At 45.8% G+C, this 14,383-nt stretch carries 16 protein-coding genes; 14 read left to right on the forward strand and 2 right to left on the reverse strand.

Annotated elements, in window-relative coordinates; all coding sequences use genetic code 11:
- The first annotated feature begins 131 nt into the window (after positions 1 to 131).
- From BM185_RS02105 to BM185_RS02170, 14 genes are all read left to right on the forward strand, one after another.
- Positions 132 to 572 carry a nucleotidyltransferase substrate binding protein gene (locus BM185_RS02105; RefSeq protein ID WP_091958527.1) on the forward strand — a complete coding sequence of 147 codons (441 nt, stop codon included), beginning with the start codon at positions 132 to 134 and terminating at the stop codon, positions 570 to 572.
- Positions 541 to 849, forward strand: coding sequence for a nucleotidyltransferase domain-containing protein (locus BM185_RS02110; RefSeq protein WP_091958530.1), 309 nt, complete (start codon positions 541 to 543; stop codon positions 847 to 849). The genes BM185_RS02105 and BM185_RS02110 overlap by 32 nt, the downstream gene beginning before the upstream one ends.
- Before the next feature lie 26 nt (positions 850 to 875).
- Positions 876 to 2,711, forward strand: a complete 1,836-nt coding sequence (gene pgi, locus BM185_RS02115) for a glucose-6-phosphate isomerase (protein ID WP_091958532.1) — start codon at positions 876 to 878, stop codon at positions 2,709 to 2,711.
- Positions 2,708 to 3,976, forward strand: coding sequence for a nucleotide sugar dehydrogenase (locus BM185_RS02120; protein WP_091958534.1), 1,269 nt, complete (start codon positions 2,708 to 2,710; stop codon positions 3,974 to 3,976). The genes pgi and BM185_RS02120 overlap by 4 nt, the downstream gene beginning before the upstream one ends.
- Before the next feature lie 235 nt (positions 3,977 to 4,211).
- Positions 4,212 to 5,075, forward strand: a complete 864-nt coding sequence (locus BM185_RS02125; RefSeq protein WP_091958537.1) for a UTP--glucose-1-phosphate uridylyltransferase — start codon at positions 4,212 to 4,214, stop codon at positions 5,073 to 5,075.
- Positions 5,076 to 5,143: 68 nt separating this feature from the next.
- The gene (locus BM185_RS02130; protein ID WP_091958540.1) at positions 5,144 to 5,383 is read left to right on the forward strand and encodes a helix-turn-helix transcriptional regulator; all 240 of its coding nucleotides are present in this window, start codon (positions 5,144 to 5,146) and stop codon (positions 5,381 to 5,383) included.
- A 35-nt stretch (positions 5,384 to 5,418) separates the two neighbouring features.
- A complete protein-coding gene (locus BM185_RS02135) occupies positions 5,419 to 6,054 on the forward strand; it encodes a type II toxin-antitoxin system HipA family toxin (protein ID WP_091958543.1) in 636 nt (211 codons plus the stop codon).
- A gap of 82 nt (positions 6,055 to 6,136) precedes the next feature.
- A complete protein-coding gene (msbA, locus tag BM185_RS02140; RefSeq protein ID WP_091958547.1) occupies positions 6,137 to 7,909 on the forward strand; it encodes a lipid A export permease/ATP-binding protein MsbA in 1,773 nt (590 codons plus the stop codon).
- An 18-nt stretch (positions 7,910 to 7,927) separates the two neighbouring features.
- The gene (locus BM185_RS02145; RefSeq protein ID WP_091958549.1) at positions 7,928 to 8,338 is read left to right on the forward strand and encodes an FAD synthase family protein; all 411 of its coding nucleotides are present in this window, start codon (positions 7,928 to 7,930) and stop codon (positions 8,336 to 8,338) included.
- On the forward strand, positions 8,328 to 9,587 hold the full coding sequence (locus tag BM185_RS02150; protein ID WP_091958552.1) for an O-antigen ligase family protein: 1,260 nt from the start codon (positions 8,328 to 8,330) through the stop codon (positions 9,585 to 9,587). The genes BM185_RS02145 and BM185_RS02150 overlap by 11 nt, the downstream gene beginning before the upstream one ends.
- Complete coding sequence (locus BM185_RS02155) at positions 9,584 to 10,000, forward strand: FAD synthase family protein (protein ID WP_091958554.1); 417 nt, start codon at positions 9,584 to 9,586, stop codon at positions 9,998 to 10,000. Before BM185_RS02150 ends, BM185_RS02155 begins: the two co-directional genes overlap by 4 nt.
- Positions 10,001 to 10,016: 16 nt before the next feature.
- A complete protein-coding gene (locus tag BM185_RS02160) occupies positions 10,017 to 10,460 on the forward strand; it encodes an HIT family protein (protein WP_091958557.1) in 444 nt (147 codons plus the stop codon).
- Positions 10,453 to 10,938: a hypothetical protein gene (locus BM185_RS02165; RefSeq protein ID WP_091958560.1), complete on the forward strand. Its 486-nt coding sequence runs from the start codon at positions 10,453 to 10,455 to the stop codon at positions 10,936 to 10,938. Before BM185_RS02160 ends, BM185_RS02165 begins: the two co-directional genes overlap by 8 nt.
- A 228-nt stretch (positions 10,939 to 11,166) precedes the next feature.
- Positions 11,167 to 11,760, forward strand: a complete 594-nt coding sequence (locus tag BM185_RS02170) for a LicD family protein (protein WP_091958564.1) — start codon at positions 11,167 to 11,169, stop codon at positions 11,758 to 11,760.
- Here the strand turns inward: BM185_RS02170 and BM185_RS02175 are convergent.
- Together BM185_RS02175 and BM185_RS02180 are read right to left on the reverse strand one after the other, a co-directional pair.
- On the reverse strand, positions 11,727 to 12,818 hold the full coding sequence (locus BM185_RS02175) for a CDP-glycerol glycerophosphotransferase family protein (protein ID WP_091958567.1): 1,092 nt from the start codon (positions 12,816 to 12,818) through the stop codon (positions 11,727 to 11,729). The genes BM185_RS02170 and BM185_RS02175 overlap by 34 nt on opposite strands.
- Positions 12,815 to 14,380, reverse strand: coding sequence for a lipopolysaccharide kinase InaA family protein (locus BM185_RS02180; RefSeq protein WP_091958569.1), 1,566 nt, complete (start codon positions 14,378 to 14,380; stop codon positions 12,815 to 12,817). The genes BM185_RS02175 and BM185_RS02180 overlap by 4 nt, the downstream gene beginning before the upstream one ends.
- Positions 14,381 to 14,383 lie beyond the last annotated feature (3 nt).

Genomic DNA, 14,383 nt, shown 5'->3' on the forward strand with positions numbered 1-14,383 from the left:
GGAGCTTTCTCCAAAAGCGATGCTTTGCGCTTCGATAATCGCGCACAGAGTGCACTCCTACAAAGTCTGTAGAAGGTTTCTGTGGGAGCTTTCTCTGAAAGCGATATTTTGTTAGAAAAGGGTCAACCTGTATGGATTACTCTGATGTCCGCTGGATCCAGCGTTTCCACAATTTTAGCCGAGCTTTCAGTCTTCTGCGTGAAGCTCTGGAGTTGGAGCCTGCTTCTTTGAGCCAGCTTGAAAAAGAAGGGATTATCCAGCGCTTTGAATATACCTTTGAGCTGGCCTGGAAGGTGCTGAAAGATAAAATGGAGCAAGATGGCTTGGTCTTGGATCAAATTTCTCCCAAAGGAGTGATTCGTCAAGCTTTTGCAGCCAAATATATTAGTGATGCTGAAACCTGGATAAAAATGATTGGTGATCGAAATCTGATGAGCCACACCTATGATTTCGCCAAGTTTGAAGCCATTATCAAAACCTTGAGGGAAGAATATCTGCCATTGCTGGATGCTTTCTATTTTCAGCTAATGGAGGAAGTGCTTGAAACAACTAAAGATCGGCCTGAGTTCTGAACAGCTGGAACAGCTGCGCGAGGTTTTTGCTCGCCATACCCTAATCGAAGAAGTTCTGGTTTACGGCTCACGTGCGAAGGGTAATTATCATGAGCGCAGCGACCTGGATTTGGCCTTGAAAGGCAGGCTGGATCGTCACCTTCTGGCTGCCATTAAGCTAGACCTGGAAGAAACAGACTTGCCGCTTGGCTTTGATGTGCTGGATTACCAGGAAATCAATAATGCCTTGCTGAAAGACCATATTGATCGAGTGGGCGTGGTTATTTATTCGCAATAAACAACTTAAATATAACCAGGAAAGTTATGTCTCAGGAGTTATTAACCCAACGCAGTGCTTTTGCAAATCTTCAAGCCTTGGCAAATCAGAAAAAAAAGCTAGTGGATTTGTTCAGTGAGGATTCCCGGCGTGCACAGAAAATGACGGTGTCCGCTGGCTCTATGACGCTGGATTTTAGTAAGCAGCGGGTGACGGGTGAAGTGCTGGAAGCACTTGAAAAACTGGCATTGGAAGCGAAACTTCCTAGCCGCATTAAGGCTTTGTTTGCCGGTGAAAAGGTCAATATCAGTGAAGACCGCGCAGCCTTGCATACTGCTTTGCGTGCCCCCGCTGATAAACGCCCTGAAGGCCTGGATGCGGTAGATGAGCAGCTGGAGCGAATGGCTGTTCTGGTTGAAAAGGTGCAGTCGGGTGTTTGGCGCGGATTTTCAGGTAAACGTATTACCGATGTGGTTAATCTGGGGGTAGGTGGTAGTGACCTGGGCCCTTTGATGGTGACTCAGGCGTTGCGTGAATTCACTCAACCTGAAGCACGTTCTTTGAAGGTTCACTTTGCTTCAACCATCGATGGTAGTCAGCTATTTGATCTGTTGGATCATTTAAACCCTGAAACCACGCTTTTTTGTATTGCCTCCAAGTCTTTTACCACCATCGATACCCTGTCCAATGCCGATACGGTACGTTCCTGGCTGGGCAGCTATTGCCCTGATTCCGAGCTACTGCACCGTTGTCACTTTATTGGTATGTCAGCTTCGCGGGAAAAAATGACCGCCTGGGGCTTGCCAGAGGCTAATCAGTTATATTTCTGGGATTGGGTGGGTGGACGCTTTTCACTTTGGGCCACCATTGGTTTGCCTATCGCTTTGTCTTTGGGCATGTCTGTTTTCAGAGAGCTACTAGCCGGTGCCCATGAGCTGGATGAGCATTTTCGTTCAGCTGCTCCTTTAGAAAACCTGCCAATGATGATGGCGCTACTGGGGGTTTGGAATGTCAACTTTTTGGATATTCGGGCTCATGCCATTCTGCCTTATGACGGGCGTTTGAAATATTTTCCTTCCTACCTTGAGCAGTTGGAAATGGAGAGTAATGGCAAGTCAGTGACTAGTGATGGCCAACCCTTGGATTATGCGACCTGTCCTGTGCTTTGGGGTGAGATAGGGGCGAATGCCCAGCATGCTTTTTATCAGCTTCTGCACCAGGGAACCCAGGCTGTTGCTTCAGATTTTATTATTGCTGCCAGTCGTTATGATAACGCCTGTGAATTTGCTCATTATGAGCAGCTGGTTGCTCAACATGAGCTGAATATTGCCAACTGCCTGGCCCAGTCACGGGTATTGGCTTTGGGTAATGCGGCAGTCGAGCCGACCGATAACCCTTTTCGGCATTATCCGGGTAATCAGCCTTCTTCAACCTTGATACTTGAGCGCTTGGATGCCCGAAGTCTGGGTGCCTTGATTGCCACCTATGAGCACAAGGTTTATGCCCAAGCTTGCTTGTGGGGAATTAACCCCTTTGATCAATGGGGTGTGGAATTGGGCAAGCAGGTTGCCCAGCAGTTACAGCCCTTATTGAATGGATCGTCCTCAGAGAGGACTCCTACAAAACCTGTGGGAGCTCACCCCAACCCTGTGGGAGCTCACCCCAACCCTGTGGGAGCTCACTCTGTGAGCGATTCGCGCAGTGGACTGCGCTCCCACAATCTGGACCTAGATTCTTCCACTATAAATTTGGCTCAGCTAATTGAGTCTTATAGAGCAGGATCGTCCTCGGAGAGGACTCCTACAGAATCTGTGGGAGCTCTCACTAATCCTGTGGGAGCTCACTCTGTGAGCGATAATCACCCTAAAGGAGGCCAATCATGAAGCTGCTTATTATTGGTGAAGATTTGGTGGCCTGGACGTTGGGAGCTGTTTTGGCTTCAACTGGCTGCAGTGTGAAAATGACTGCGGGTGCACTACCCGATGCAACCAGTGAAGAGGTTGAGCCTGATTTATCGCGCTTATTAACACAACAGCTGGAAAGTGGGCGCTTACAGCTCGGGTTCAACCCAGTTGCTGAGTCGGCTGTTTTGGATCTATTGATTGATGCACGGGACTTTGTTTCAACTGACTCTATTCTCGATGCTGTGCGCTTAGCAGACTTTCCACCTTTGATTGCTTTGGTGCAACCCGTGCCTTTGGGAACAACAGATCAGCTTCAAGAGGCTTTAAACAAGGCAACACCTAAACCTCAGCAGGTGGTGTTTTGGCCCAACTTTATTCAGGCGGGCCGTGCCTTGGAAAGCTTTACCCGTGTTGAGCAATTGTTGTTGGGTAGTGCTTCAGCCCAGGCGACTAACCAAATTAAACGCTTGATGTTGCCCTTTAACCGCAGTCAGGAAAGATTTCGGGTGATGACGCCGCGTGAAGCTGAGTTAACCAAGCTGGCAATCAACGGGATGCTGGCGACCCGAATTAGCTTTATGAATGAGCTGGCGCAACTTGCAGAGCGTCAGGAAATAGATATAGAAGCAGTACGCCAGGGAATGGGTGCTGATTCACGAATTGGTTTTCAGTATCTTTATCCTGGTTGTGGTTTTGGTGGTGAAGCCTTTTTGCAAACTCTGGACCAACTGAATTCTGAATTGGCCGCTAGCCAGAGCAGTGCACAGCATCTTTTAAGCAGTGTTCAGGCGACCAATGAACAACAGAAAGATCTTTTATTTCAAAAGCTTTGGCGTTTTTATAAGGCCAATCTAGCCGGTAAGCGAGTAGCCGTCTGGGGCTGTTCTTTTAAACCTAATGCAGCCAGTATTTCCGGTAGTCCTGCTATTCACCTAATAGAAGCCTTATTAGCACATAATGTTGATGTTGTGGCCTATGACCCCCGTGCTCTGCCTGCGGTAAAAAAACACTTTGCTGGCAGGGCAGGGCTGAGTGTAGCCGATTCGCCAGAAGCAGCGGCCCAAGGTGCTGATGCCATTTTGCTGGTCACTGAATGGAAGGAATTCTGGAACCTGGATCTGGCCAGCATTAAAGAACAAATGAACCTACCCTTACTACTGGATGGGCGTAATATCTATGACCCTGAAGAACTGGCTGCACAAGGCTGGGTCTACTCAGGTGTTGGCCGAGGGCAGGTGGTTTAGATATCGCGCACAGAGTGCGCTCTTCAATGATCGCGCAGAGGACTGCGCTCCTACAGGTGGGAGCTATCTGTGGGAGCTATCTGTGGGAGCTATCTGTGGGAGCTATCTGTGGGAGCTATCTGTGGGAGCTTTCTCCGAAAGCGATAGATAAATAGATAGAATCGCGCACAGAGTGCGCTCCCACAAGAGACTGCGCTCCCACATCATATTATTTTGAATTAAATCAGGAGTTTTCATGTCTTCAGAACTGCGTAAGGCCATTATTCCCGTTGCTGGTTTGGGTACCCGTTTGTTGCCGATCAGTAAGGCAATTCCTAAGGAGATGGTGCCGGTGGTGGATCGTCCTTTGATTCAGCATGTGGTGGAGGAGGCTTTGGCTGCGGGTTTGAATGAAATTATTTTGGTGACTCGTGGCGGCAAGTCGGCGGTGGAGGATCATTTTGATAGTCATTATGAGTTGGAAACTGAGCTGGAGAAGAAGGGCAAGACCGCAATTTTAGAAACCCTGCGAGCGATAGCGCCGCCGGAGTTGAAGGTGACCAGTGTGCGTCAGGATCGTGCTTTGGGTTTGGGTCATGCGATTCACTGTGCGGCTTATCTGGTACAACCCGATGAGCCTTTTGCGGTGATCCTGCCGGATGTGTTGGTCAAGCCTCAAGTAAACTCCAAGGGTGTGGATCTGAAAGCCATGGTGGAAGCCTATAATGGCAGCCAGGCGGCTCAGATTATGGTTGAAGAAGTGCCGTTGGAGCGGGTGAATCAGTATGGAATTGTTGATTGCCAGGGTGCGGAGCTGGCAGCCGGTGAGTCTGCACCTATTGCTTCTCTGGTGGAAAAGCCTTCACCTGAAGAAGCGCCCAGTCGCTTGTCGGTGATTGGCCGTTATATCCTGCCAGGTTCTATTATGCCATTGCTGGCTGAGACTCAGCCTGGAGCCGGTAATGAAATCCAATTGACCGATGCCATTGCTGAATTGATTACTCAGGGGCAGGCGGTAGCAGCCTGGCGTATGCAGGGCCGTACTTTTGACTGCGGCTATGTGCAAGGCTGGTTGCAGGCCAACCAAACTCTGGGGCAGGAAGCGGGTTTGCTGGGCTGATAAAAATACTTTACCTTTTGCGTCTTTGTGCCAATAATGTAAAGTAAAATTAGCATTGAGGTGGGGCAGTGGACTTTCAAGACTTGGGGCAGGCGATCAAAAGCCTGCGTCAGCAAAAGGGTTATTCGCAACAGCAGCTGGCCGATGACTTGCGTCTATCCAGGATGACGATCAACAGCCTAGAAAATGCCCGTGCAGGTGATGTAGGGGTGCGCAAGGTGATGAAAATTCTTGATTACCTTGGCTACGAGCTGGCTTTGCGCGAAAAATCGCCTTTTCCCACTTTGGAGGAGCTGCGTGAGCGCTGAAAGCTTGCCTTTAAAGGTTAAAGTCAAAGGCCGCCTTGCAGCTGGAAGGGTATATCGTTAAAGCCTGGGGTGATGATTATCCCCAATTGGCTTTGAATGAGTACTACTGCATGCGCGTGTTAGAAACTGCAGGCGTTATAGTGCCTGAATTTTACCTTTCGGATGATGATCGTCTTTTTATCATGAAACGCTTCGATCTGGGGGGTCAGGGCCAGACGCTTGGTTTTGAAGACCTGTGCGTGCTTCAAGGTAAGCAGCTTGTTTCTCCCCAATTCAAGGCGGCTGCGTTGGAGCAGCTTTTCAAGATGCTGGTTTTGAACAACCGGCTGCAAAACGGGGATGCACATCTGAAGAATTTTGGTGTGCTTTATGACGATGCGCAGAGTATTCGTTTGGCTCCTGCCTTTGATGTTGTGAGTACCACCGCCTATATTCGTGAGGATGTTTCCGCCCTGACGCTGATGGGAAGCCGTAAGTGGTGGGATAAAAAGCATTTGCTGCGTTTTGGCGTGCAGGTTTGTGACTTATCAGCAAGTCAGGCAGAAAAGTTATATGGCGAGTGTGAGCAGGCGCTGCTAAGGGTAGGTAGTGAGCTTAGGAAACAGCTGGCTAATGAAACCCAACCGGATAAGCGTAACCTGCTGGAGCATCTTACTGGGTTAATGCTGTGACATCCTGCCGCAGTTGGCGACAAAAAAGGGTTTGAAGGGTTAGAATACGCCCTTTCGTGCTGAATTTGACTGTGAGAGCTAAGTGACAAGCGAGCAAGAGTCCCCAAACAAAGAACCCAATGGTTGGGTTTCCTACAAGCGTCTTCTTAAGTATGTCGCCCCTTACTGGCCTATTTTTCTATTGGCTATTTTAGGCTATGCGATCTATGCGGGATCTAGCACGGCTTTTGCCCATATTCTGAAAATGCTGGTCGATTCTATAGAGCAGGGCATGGAAGACAAGCGGCTTTTCTTCCCCCTGATCGTTGTTGCCATTTTTGCTTTGCGCGGCCTGGGTACTTTTTTGGGTACTTATTTTATGGCGCACATCGCACGCCAGCTGGTGCACCATTTGCGTATGGACTTGTTTAAACGTTTCCTGGTGCTTCCGGCGCGCTTTTATGATCAGCATTCTTCGGGACACTTGGTATCACGCTTAACCTACAATATTGAGCAGGTTACGGGTGCTGCGACCAAGGCAGTCACTGTTCTCTTGCGCGAAGGCTTGTTTGTTATTGGCTTGATGGGTTACCTGCTTTGGGTGAACTGGGCTCTCGCACTGATTTTTGTGGCGGTTTCACCCATTATTGGTGCTGTTGTTAGCTATGCGAGTAAGCGTTTTCGTAAAATCAGTCGCCGTATCCAAAACTCTATGGGTGATGTGACCCATGTTGCTTCTGAAGCAATCAGCGGTTACCGGGTGGTGAGGAGTTTCGGTGGGAGTGAATTTGAGTATGAACGCTTCCGTGAAGCCAGCGAGTATAACCGTAAACAAGCCATGAAGATGGCTTTGACCAAGGCGATTAACACCCCAGTGGTGCAGTTGATAGTCGCTGCTGCTCTTGGTTTTCTGGTTTGGCTGGCGCTTTCTCCTGAACTGATGGGTGATATGACGCCCGGTGAATTTATTGCCTTCTTAACTGCAGCTTCTCTTATGGCTAAGCCACTTCGCCAGCTTACCGAAATTAATAATGAAATTCAGAAAGGTCTAGCTGCCGCGCAGGATGTTTTTACCTATCTGGATGCCCCTGCTGAACCTGACAGGGGCAGTCGAACTTTGGATCGCGCTAAAGGTGAAGTGGTTTTTGAAAATGTTAGCTTTCGCTATGGTGATGACCAACCCTTAGCACTTAAGAATATTGATTTTTCTGTTAAGCCAGGTGAAATGATTGCCTTGGTAGGGCGCTCAGGGAGTGGTAAATCGACCCTGGCCAGCTTGATTCCCCGTTTTTATGAAGTCTCTGAGGGGCAAATCCTTTTGGATGGCATTCCAACGCAAGAGCTGTCTCTGGCAAGCTTGCGTGAGCAGATAGCTATCGTTACGCAGCAGGTTACTTTGTTCAACGATACTCTGGCTGCGAATATTGCTTATGGCATGAAAAATCCCAGCCGTGAAGCCGTAGAAGCAGCTGCGAAAGCAGCCTATGTCATGGATTTTGTTGAGAAGTTGCCGAATGGATTAGACACTATGGTAGGCGATAACGGTGTACTCTTGTCTGGTGGTCAGCGTCAACGTATCGCCATAGCACGGGCTATCCTGAAAGATGCACCTATTTTAGTGTTGGATGAGGCGACCTCAGCACTGGATACGGAATCCGAACGTTACATCCAGCAGGCCCTGGAATATGTCATGCAGGGGCGAACTACTTTTGTGATTGCACATCGTCTTTCAACCATAGAAAATGCAGACCGCATTCTGGTGGTTGCTGAAGGCCAGATTGTTGAAGAAGGTACTCATGAAGAGCTGATAGGCCAAGAAGGTGCCTATGCCCAGCTGCATAAAATGCAGTTTCATGAGCAGGTTACCCCACAATAATTTTAATTAGGTGTTGTCTTGAGAGTAATTACCTTTGGTACTTTTGACATCTTGCATTATGGGCACATTAGAATTCTTAAGCGTGCTCGTGAAATGGGAAGTGAGTTAATCGTTGGGGTTTCATCGGATGCCTTGAACGAGAACAAAAAAGGCCGCAAGCCGGTTTACTCGGAATTTGAGCGAATGGAAATCATTCGTTCTTTGCGTTTTGTAGATGAGGTTTTTTTAGAAGAGTCATTGGAGAAGAAACGTGAATATCTGATTCATCATCAGGCAGACTTGCTAGTTATGGGTAATGACTGGGAAGGTAAGTTTGATGAGTTTAGGGATATTTGCGATGTTCGCTATCTGGAGAGGACACCCTCTATTTCAACGACTTCCATTATCGAAGTTGTTAAATCTTTGCCGAAAATGAACGATGGACAATAAAATACCTGGTTATTTGAAGCCTTGGATAGTTGGGGCACCAATACTTCTATTTCTAGTCATGACCCTTACAGTAAGCAAGGGTTATTCCTATGGTGCGTCTCTACTCCTCTTGGTATCACTGATTTGGTTATTTTTCCGTCCTAGAGTTCAACTGGATAGAGAAGACGTGTATCTAATCGGTGCACTTTCATTCTACTTTTTAGTCAGTCTCTTCTTTTTTCTTTACCACGGGGAATCATTGGATGTACTTGATGCCCCCTCCCGGTTTATTCTAGCCATTCCTATCCTTATTTTCTTGCTTCACAATCCATTTCGAACAGAGCTGTTTTGGTTGGGGTTAGGTTTAGGTGCCGTTGCCGTGGGTCTTATTGCAATATATATTAAGCAAACAACCGGAATTTCACGCGTCCGAACTGATTTCATGAGCCCTTTACAGCTCGGAAATCTTAGTATGACATTTGCTGTTCTTTGTATTGCTGGGATTAGCTGGGCAAAGCATCAATCCAAGCATGTTTGGTGGATTTTATTACTGGTGTTAGGAGCTTGTTTGGCTATGACTAGCTCGTTTTTGACTGGTACTAGAGGGGGCTGGGTAGGGATACCTCTGTTAATGGTAGTTATTTTTAAGCTCTACTCTAAACATTTTTCACTTCCTGTAGCCGCTGGAATTTTAGCTTTAGTCGCCAGCTTAGTTGTTACACTATATATGCTGCCTTCAACTGGTGTTCAACAAAGAGTAGATCGCGCGTTTCAGGATGTAGATCAGTTTATTGCTGGTGATCCAGACTCTTCAGTTGGCAGGCGGTTAGAGATGTGGCGCTCTGGGTTTTTTGCTTTTTCTACAAGTCCACTGGTCGGGTTGGGTGAGGAAGGATTCAAGGAAAATGAAGCTCATTTGATTCAAGAGGGCGTTATTGATCCAGTAGTTTTTAATCACAAATCTTTGCATAATCAATATATTGAAGAGCTTGCTAAGCGAGGTATAATTGGTTTGTCTGGATTTTTGGTATTAATGCTTGTACCTTTATTATTCTTCTATAGAAAAATGTCGTCTAACGATCCCGGAGTTCGCTCTTTTGCTGCTGCTGGAGCTTTATTGGTTCTTTGTTACCTTGATTTTAATTTAACGCTGACTTTTTTTTACAGGAATAATGCAACCTTAACGTTTGCTTTTTTACTGGTTGTTATTTGGTCAGCAATGAGAATGCATGAAAAAAGAAGAGTTTCTGAGAAAAGGGTAGTAGGATGACAAAAAAGATTGGCTATACAACAGGTGTCTATGACCTTTTCCATATTGGTCACTTGAATGTACTTAAGCGTGCCAGGCTTGAATGTGATTACCTGATTGTAGGTGTCACAACCGATGAGCTTTGTCAAAGCCGTAAAGGAAAGCTGCCAATTATTCCTTTTGTTGAGCGCATGGAAATCGTTGAACACATAGACTTTGTTGATGAGGTGGTTCCCCAGGTTAATATGAATAAGATGGAAGCTTGGGAGAATTTGAAGTTTGATAAAATGTTTGTGGGTGATGATTGGAAAGGCAGTGATAAGTGGAATCAACTTGAGAAGGATTTTGCGACGGTTGGCGTTGAGATTGTCTACTTTCCTTATACGACACACACTTCCAGTACCAAATTGCGCGAGGTGCTGGGGAAACTCTAGGGAGTAGTAATAAGCTATGAGTATTCTCGTTGATTTCCATGACAAGTTTCGGGTTGTTCCATTAAAAGTATTGGAAAACACCAACTGGGTGCTTTCAGTACGCCCCCAACAGTTAACTTTGGGCTCTATGGTTTTGAGTGTTAAACAGGAGCGTAGAGGCTTTGCTGAGCTTTCTGGTTTGGAACACCAGGAGATGGGAGCTTTGCTGGGTCAAGCTGAACGCCTGGCTATGCAGGTGTTCCAGGCTGATCGAATAAATGTGCTTTGCTTGATGATGCAGGACCCTCTGCTGCACTTTCATATTTTTCCACGTTATTCAAAGACACAAACCTTTGCTGGAATACAGTGGGATGACAGTGACTGGCCGGGACCCCCTCACATTGCTCCTGTTGCAACAGATGAATGTTTACAAATAGAGATACTAAATAGTCTGACTTCTTATGATGCCATGTATGTCTGATCAACGTTTTAAGATTGGAAAGGGAAGTATTAGGCGCTACCGGGTCCTCATTAAACTTGGTTTATACAGCTTGGTTTCTGATAGAATCATTAAAAGATTGTCTGTGTATGCTTCTGACAAACCTCTTTATCATAAAAAAATATATATTGCAGGTACTCCTAGGGTTGGAAAAACCTTTCTTTCTAATGTTCTTCATGAGTGTCTGGGTTTAAATTTTGTATCAACCGATCACTTGAGATTGATATATTATGATAACAAAGAAAAATATTTTTTCAAAAAATATAGTCTTTTTCATGACTTGCTATACCGAAATAGCAAATTACCTTTAGGCTTGGCATTTGAAGGCTTTGACATTTGGATCTTTCTTAAAAAAATGTATTTTTCAAATGCTCTTGATACTCTACCTGATGACTCGATTTTTTTTGTTCTTGGCATTAATCCAGAAAAAAAAGATGAAAAGCTTAATCAGTTAATTTAGTCAAGGGGCTTAGGTTATTGCCGTGATAGATATAGCTCTTCAGATTATGAAGACTTTGTTTCAAAAATGGTTATTGATTCTCATTTTATGAGGCAAGTTTCCGAAACGTCTTCTCAAGTGTATTTTATCGATTGTTTTAAAGGGAGTGGTTTTATAGATTCCATGCAATATGCAAGAGATGAAATTGTTGAGATTCTGGCTAATGTTGGATAGTTTCCAGGTGGCATTATGAGTGGCAATTCTCGATTAGTAGGCGACACTGCAGAAAAAGCTAAGAAATACTTGAGGTTAGTTACCGACTATTTTGATAAAAATAGCATAACTTACTGCCTTGATGGCGGCACCCTGCTTGGAATCGCGCGTGAGGGACGTCTCCTGCCTTGGGACGATGATTTGGATTTGTTTGTTGCTGGCAAGGATGCTGACAAGCTGTTGAAGTGCCGCTTTCCTCTGTGGTTGAAGGGTTTGAGAGTGCGTACTGAGTATTGCGAACAGGATCATCATGCCTTGAAGAAGGGCCAGCTACGGGTTGTTAAATTTAGAAATAGAAAAAACCTAGTGAGTCGTGGTGAAGTCTTATTAGATGCAATTGTTAAATATGCTGATGATGACTTCTATTACTGGTCGGTCGGTATGGGGACGATTGTTAATAAGAAAGTCCCGCGCCATTTTTATGATAATTTGAGTACTCTTGAATTTGATGGTAAGCACTACCCAGTACCTGCTGACCTTGATGGTTACTTGACTTGTCGCTATGGTGATTGGCAAACGCCAGTTGAAGAGTGGGATTATCTTCGTGATGATAGGGCAGCAGTTAAGTAACCTGCAATTCTAATCGAAGCCTTGCCATCAACTTCACCAATCAATTGCTGAGTGGCTTTTAGTCGCTCGGCTTTTTTTCTTTCTGGGTGCTGCAATTCTTCTCGGATAATTTGTTCCAGATCATTGGGGCGACTGATGTGGGTGGCTACGTCTCGATAGTCATTGATCGTCATATCCATCCGGCGTTCGAACCGGTAGCGGAAGATTCCGCGATAACTCCAGCGAAGCTTGAGAAAGTCTAACCAGATAACCGGCTTATCCAAAGCTGCGAATTCAAATAGTGCTGATGAGGCTTCGCTGATGAGTAGGTCAGCTGTTGCCATGTAAGGTAGCAGTGAAATCTCTTCTGCTGGTGCCAAATAGACATTGGGGTAAGTCTGCCAATGTTTAAAAAGTTGGCGTTGCTTAGCGTATTTTTTGTTGGTGTAGCTGAAAAGGTGAGGTTTGATGACAAGGTTGCAGTCACTAAAATAGTTGGGCCAATTTTTCGGCATCCGCTCAATTGAGCTGGGGTAAAAGGTTGGCGCATAGACGAGCGTAGGGCGGTTGGCGTCTAATCCATGCTCTTCTGGCTTGAATGCTTTTTGGTAAGGTAAATTGCTGGTTCCCAGGGGATCGAGTTTAGCAAAGCCAGTTTGTTTAAAGTTAGCTTCTGGGTAGAGTGTTTGTAGTTGCTCTTGCCTGAAACTGCCCTCTGTAAAGCGTACATCAAATTGGGCTAGCTCTGCATCATAGTAGCAGGATTTAATGCCTATCCCATGGTAGAGCAGTGCAGTTTTGGTATTTTTGTCTAGCTGCTTAAGCGGTTCATAGTTGTTACCGAAGATGATCCACTCAGGTTTTTCCCGGCTGTAGAATTCAGCTGAATCTTTAGAATTGATTAGCTTCCAGGGTAGCTGGGTTTTTTTACAAAAATGGTCAATTAATTGCTTTTGAGCTGGGTGTTGGTGGATTAGTAAGCTGGCTTTGTAGCCACGCTTCTGCAACTCTTCAATAACAGGTTCATATTGTGGAATATAGTAAAGACTAGGTGTGTCAAACCAGATGGTTGATTTCATGGTGTTTTGGCTCGCTTGCTTTTTTTCTTTCTCTGACCCAGGTTTTTGACTAGTTGAGTTAGACGAAAAGATTTGCTTGTCCTTTCTGAAGCACTGAGAAACTCTATGGCTTCTGGATAGCGCCTTAGGAATTTAATGAATTCCATTCTCAGCCTGGTTTTTCTGAATAGCAAGGGCTGTTCAAGCAGAAAATCAATGAATATTGGCTGCCCTTTGTTGATCAGGTAGTTGTTTAAGCGGGGGTCATCACGGGTATAGCCATAGCTATGTAGATGTAAGAGAGCGGTGGCTATAATTTTGACATGCTGTGGATTATCAGGGTCAGCGGCTTCTCCCTCAGCATGTCTGTATACGACAAGGCCTTTTTTAGGTAAGCCTTTTACGGGTTTTTCTGCTGCAAGCAAAGCTTCGGGGCCTTGTAAAGCAAGACTTTGAAGTAAGCGCATGCTGGAGTATTGCTGCACAGCTTCTCCGGCTTTAAAGAGGTTGCGAATTTTATAGCCTAGTCTTTGGTACTGTGCTTGTGGCTGTTCGAAAACCAAGTCTTGCTTGTCAGAGGTTTTTACACGTTGGCTACAGCTACGCTTGCTGTTTTTGTAGGTCGCAAGTACTTTATAATTTTCATCCAGAAAGCTATCAAGAATTGCTTCAGCTTGCTCTTGCGGCAAGTGAGTTGTAATTCGATAGGCTCTGTAGGTAAAGCGATTTCTGCTTTCTTTTCTTTTTTTTCGCTTTAACCACTTGGCTGGGTTAGGTTGAAAATTTCTAATAAGCCGCCAGGTTCCTAGGTCGTAAGGGTGGTGATTTTCAGCTAAGTGGCACTTTAGGAACTGCATATCCAGCGGTGCTTTGGGTTTTAGTCTGCGCAGGTGCCAGAGGCTGAGCCACTTCTTCCAGTGTTTGGGAAGGGGTGCCAGTTTTTTTAATCGGGACTTGAGAACTTCGTCTGTGTCTATCAGCACTAAGCGAAAATTCGTGTCGCTATTTTCTTCAACGAGGATGTTGTCCAGTTTGAAGTCAGCAAAGTGGTAGTCAGAGGCTTCCAACTGGCGGGTAATTTGGCAGAGCTGATGTATAGATTCTTTACGTTGTTGGCTGCTCACATCGGAGTTTAGCCATTCTTTAAGACTATATTGGGCCTGTACGCTTTCATAAATAAAGAGGCCACGACGGTGGATGCCCCAGCGCCCGCTGAGGTGTGCAACGGGTTCTATTGCTGGTATGCCGAGTTCTTTAAGCTTGCAGGCACCCTGGTAGCTTTTTTCTGCTGGGTTTTTCAGCCAGCTGTCGATGAAAAAACCTAGTCTTCTGCCAGGGCTGTGTTGGCCCAAATCCGCAAAAACTTTAAAAATGTACTCTCGGCCTTGGTATTGGACAAAGTGGATTTGATGGCCGGCCCTTAATAGTTTGTTAAGACTATGAGTGATTTTGGGGGCAGTACTCTGCGCAGGGTCTGGATTTTCTGGTTGAACTGCAGGGGTATTCAGAAGCCTTTTGCCTAACTCCAGTAATGCCGGTACGTCAGCATCATTGCTGAAGGTTGTTACTTGTACCTGGTGCATAGG

Source organism: Marinospirillum celere, assembly GCF_900112235.1.
GTDB classification, from domain to species: Bacteria; Pseudomonadota; Gammaproteobacteria; order Pseudomonadales; family Halomonadaceae; genus Marinospirillum; species Marinospirillum celere.

What these genes read in the sequence shown, in the direction of transcription:
- BM185_RS02105 (WP_091958527.1), top strand. Translation starts at nt 132, where the DNA reads ATGGATTACTCTGATGTCCGCTGGATCCAGCGTTTCCACAATTTTAGC.
- pgi (WP_091958532.1), top strand. Translation starts at nt 876, where the DNA reads ATGTCTCAGGAGTTATTAACCCAACGCAGTGCTTTTGCAAATCTTCAA.
- BM185_RS02120 (WP_091958534.1), top strand. Translation starts at nt 2,708, where the DNA reads ATGAAGCTGCTTATTATTGGTGAAGATTTGGTGGCCTGGACGTTGGGA.
- BM185_RS02125 (WP_091958537.1), top strand. Translation starts at nt 4,212, where the DNA reads ATGTCTTCAGAACTGCGTAAGGCCATTATTCCCGTTGCTGGTTTGGGT.
- BM185_RS02150 (WP_091958552.1), top strand. Translation starts at nt 8,328, where the DNA reads ATGGACAATAAAATACCTGGTTATTTGAAGCCTTGGATAGTTGGGGCA.
- BM185_RS02155 (WP_091958554.1), top strand. Translation starts at nt 9,584, where the DNA reads ATGACAAAAAAGATTGGCTATACAACAGGTGTCTATGACCTTTTCCAT.
- BM185_RS02160 (WP_091958557.1), top strand. Translation starts at nt 10,017, where the DNA reads ATGAGTATTCTCGTTGATTTCCATGACAAGTTTCGGGTTGTTCCATTA.
- BM185_RS02165 (WP_091958560.1), top strand. Translation starts at nt 10,453, where the DNA reads ATGTCTGATCAACGTTTTAAGATTGGAAAGGGAAGTATTAGGCGCTAC.
- BM185_RS02170 (WP_091958564.1), top strand. Translation starts at nt 11,167, where the DNA reads ATGAGTGGCAATTCTCGATTAGTAGGCGACACTGCAGAAAAAGCTAAG.
- BM185_RS02175 (WP_091958567.1), bottom strand. Translation starts at nt 12,818, where the DNA reads ATGAAATCAACCATCTGGTTTGACACACCTAGTCTTTACTATATTCCA.
- BM185_RS02180 (WP_091958569.1), bottom strand. Translation starts at nt 14,380, where the DNA reads ATGCACCAGGTACAAGTAACAACCTTCAGCAATGATGCTGACGTACCG.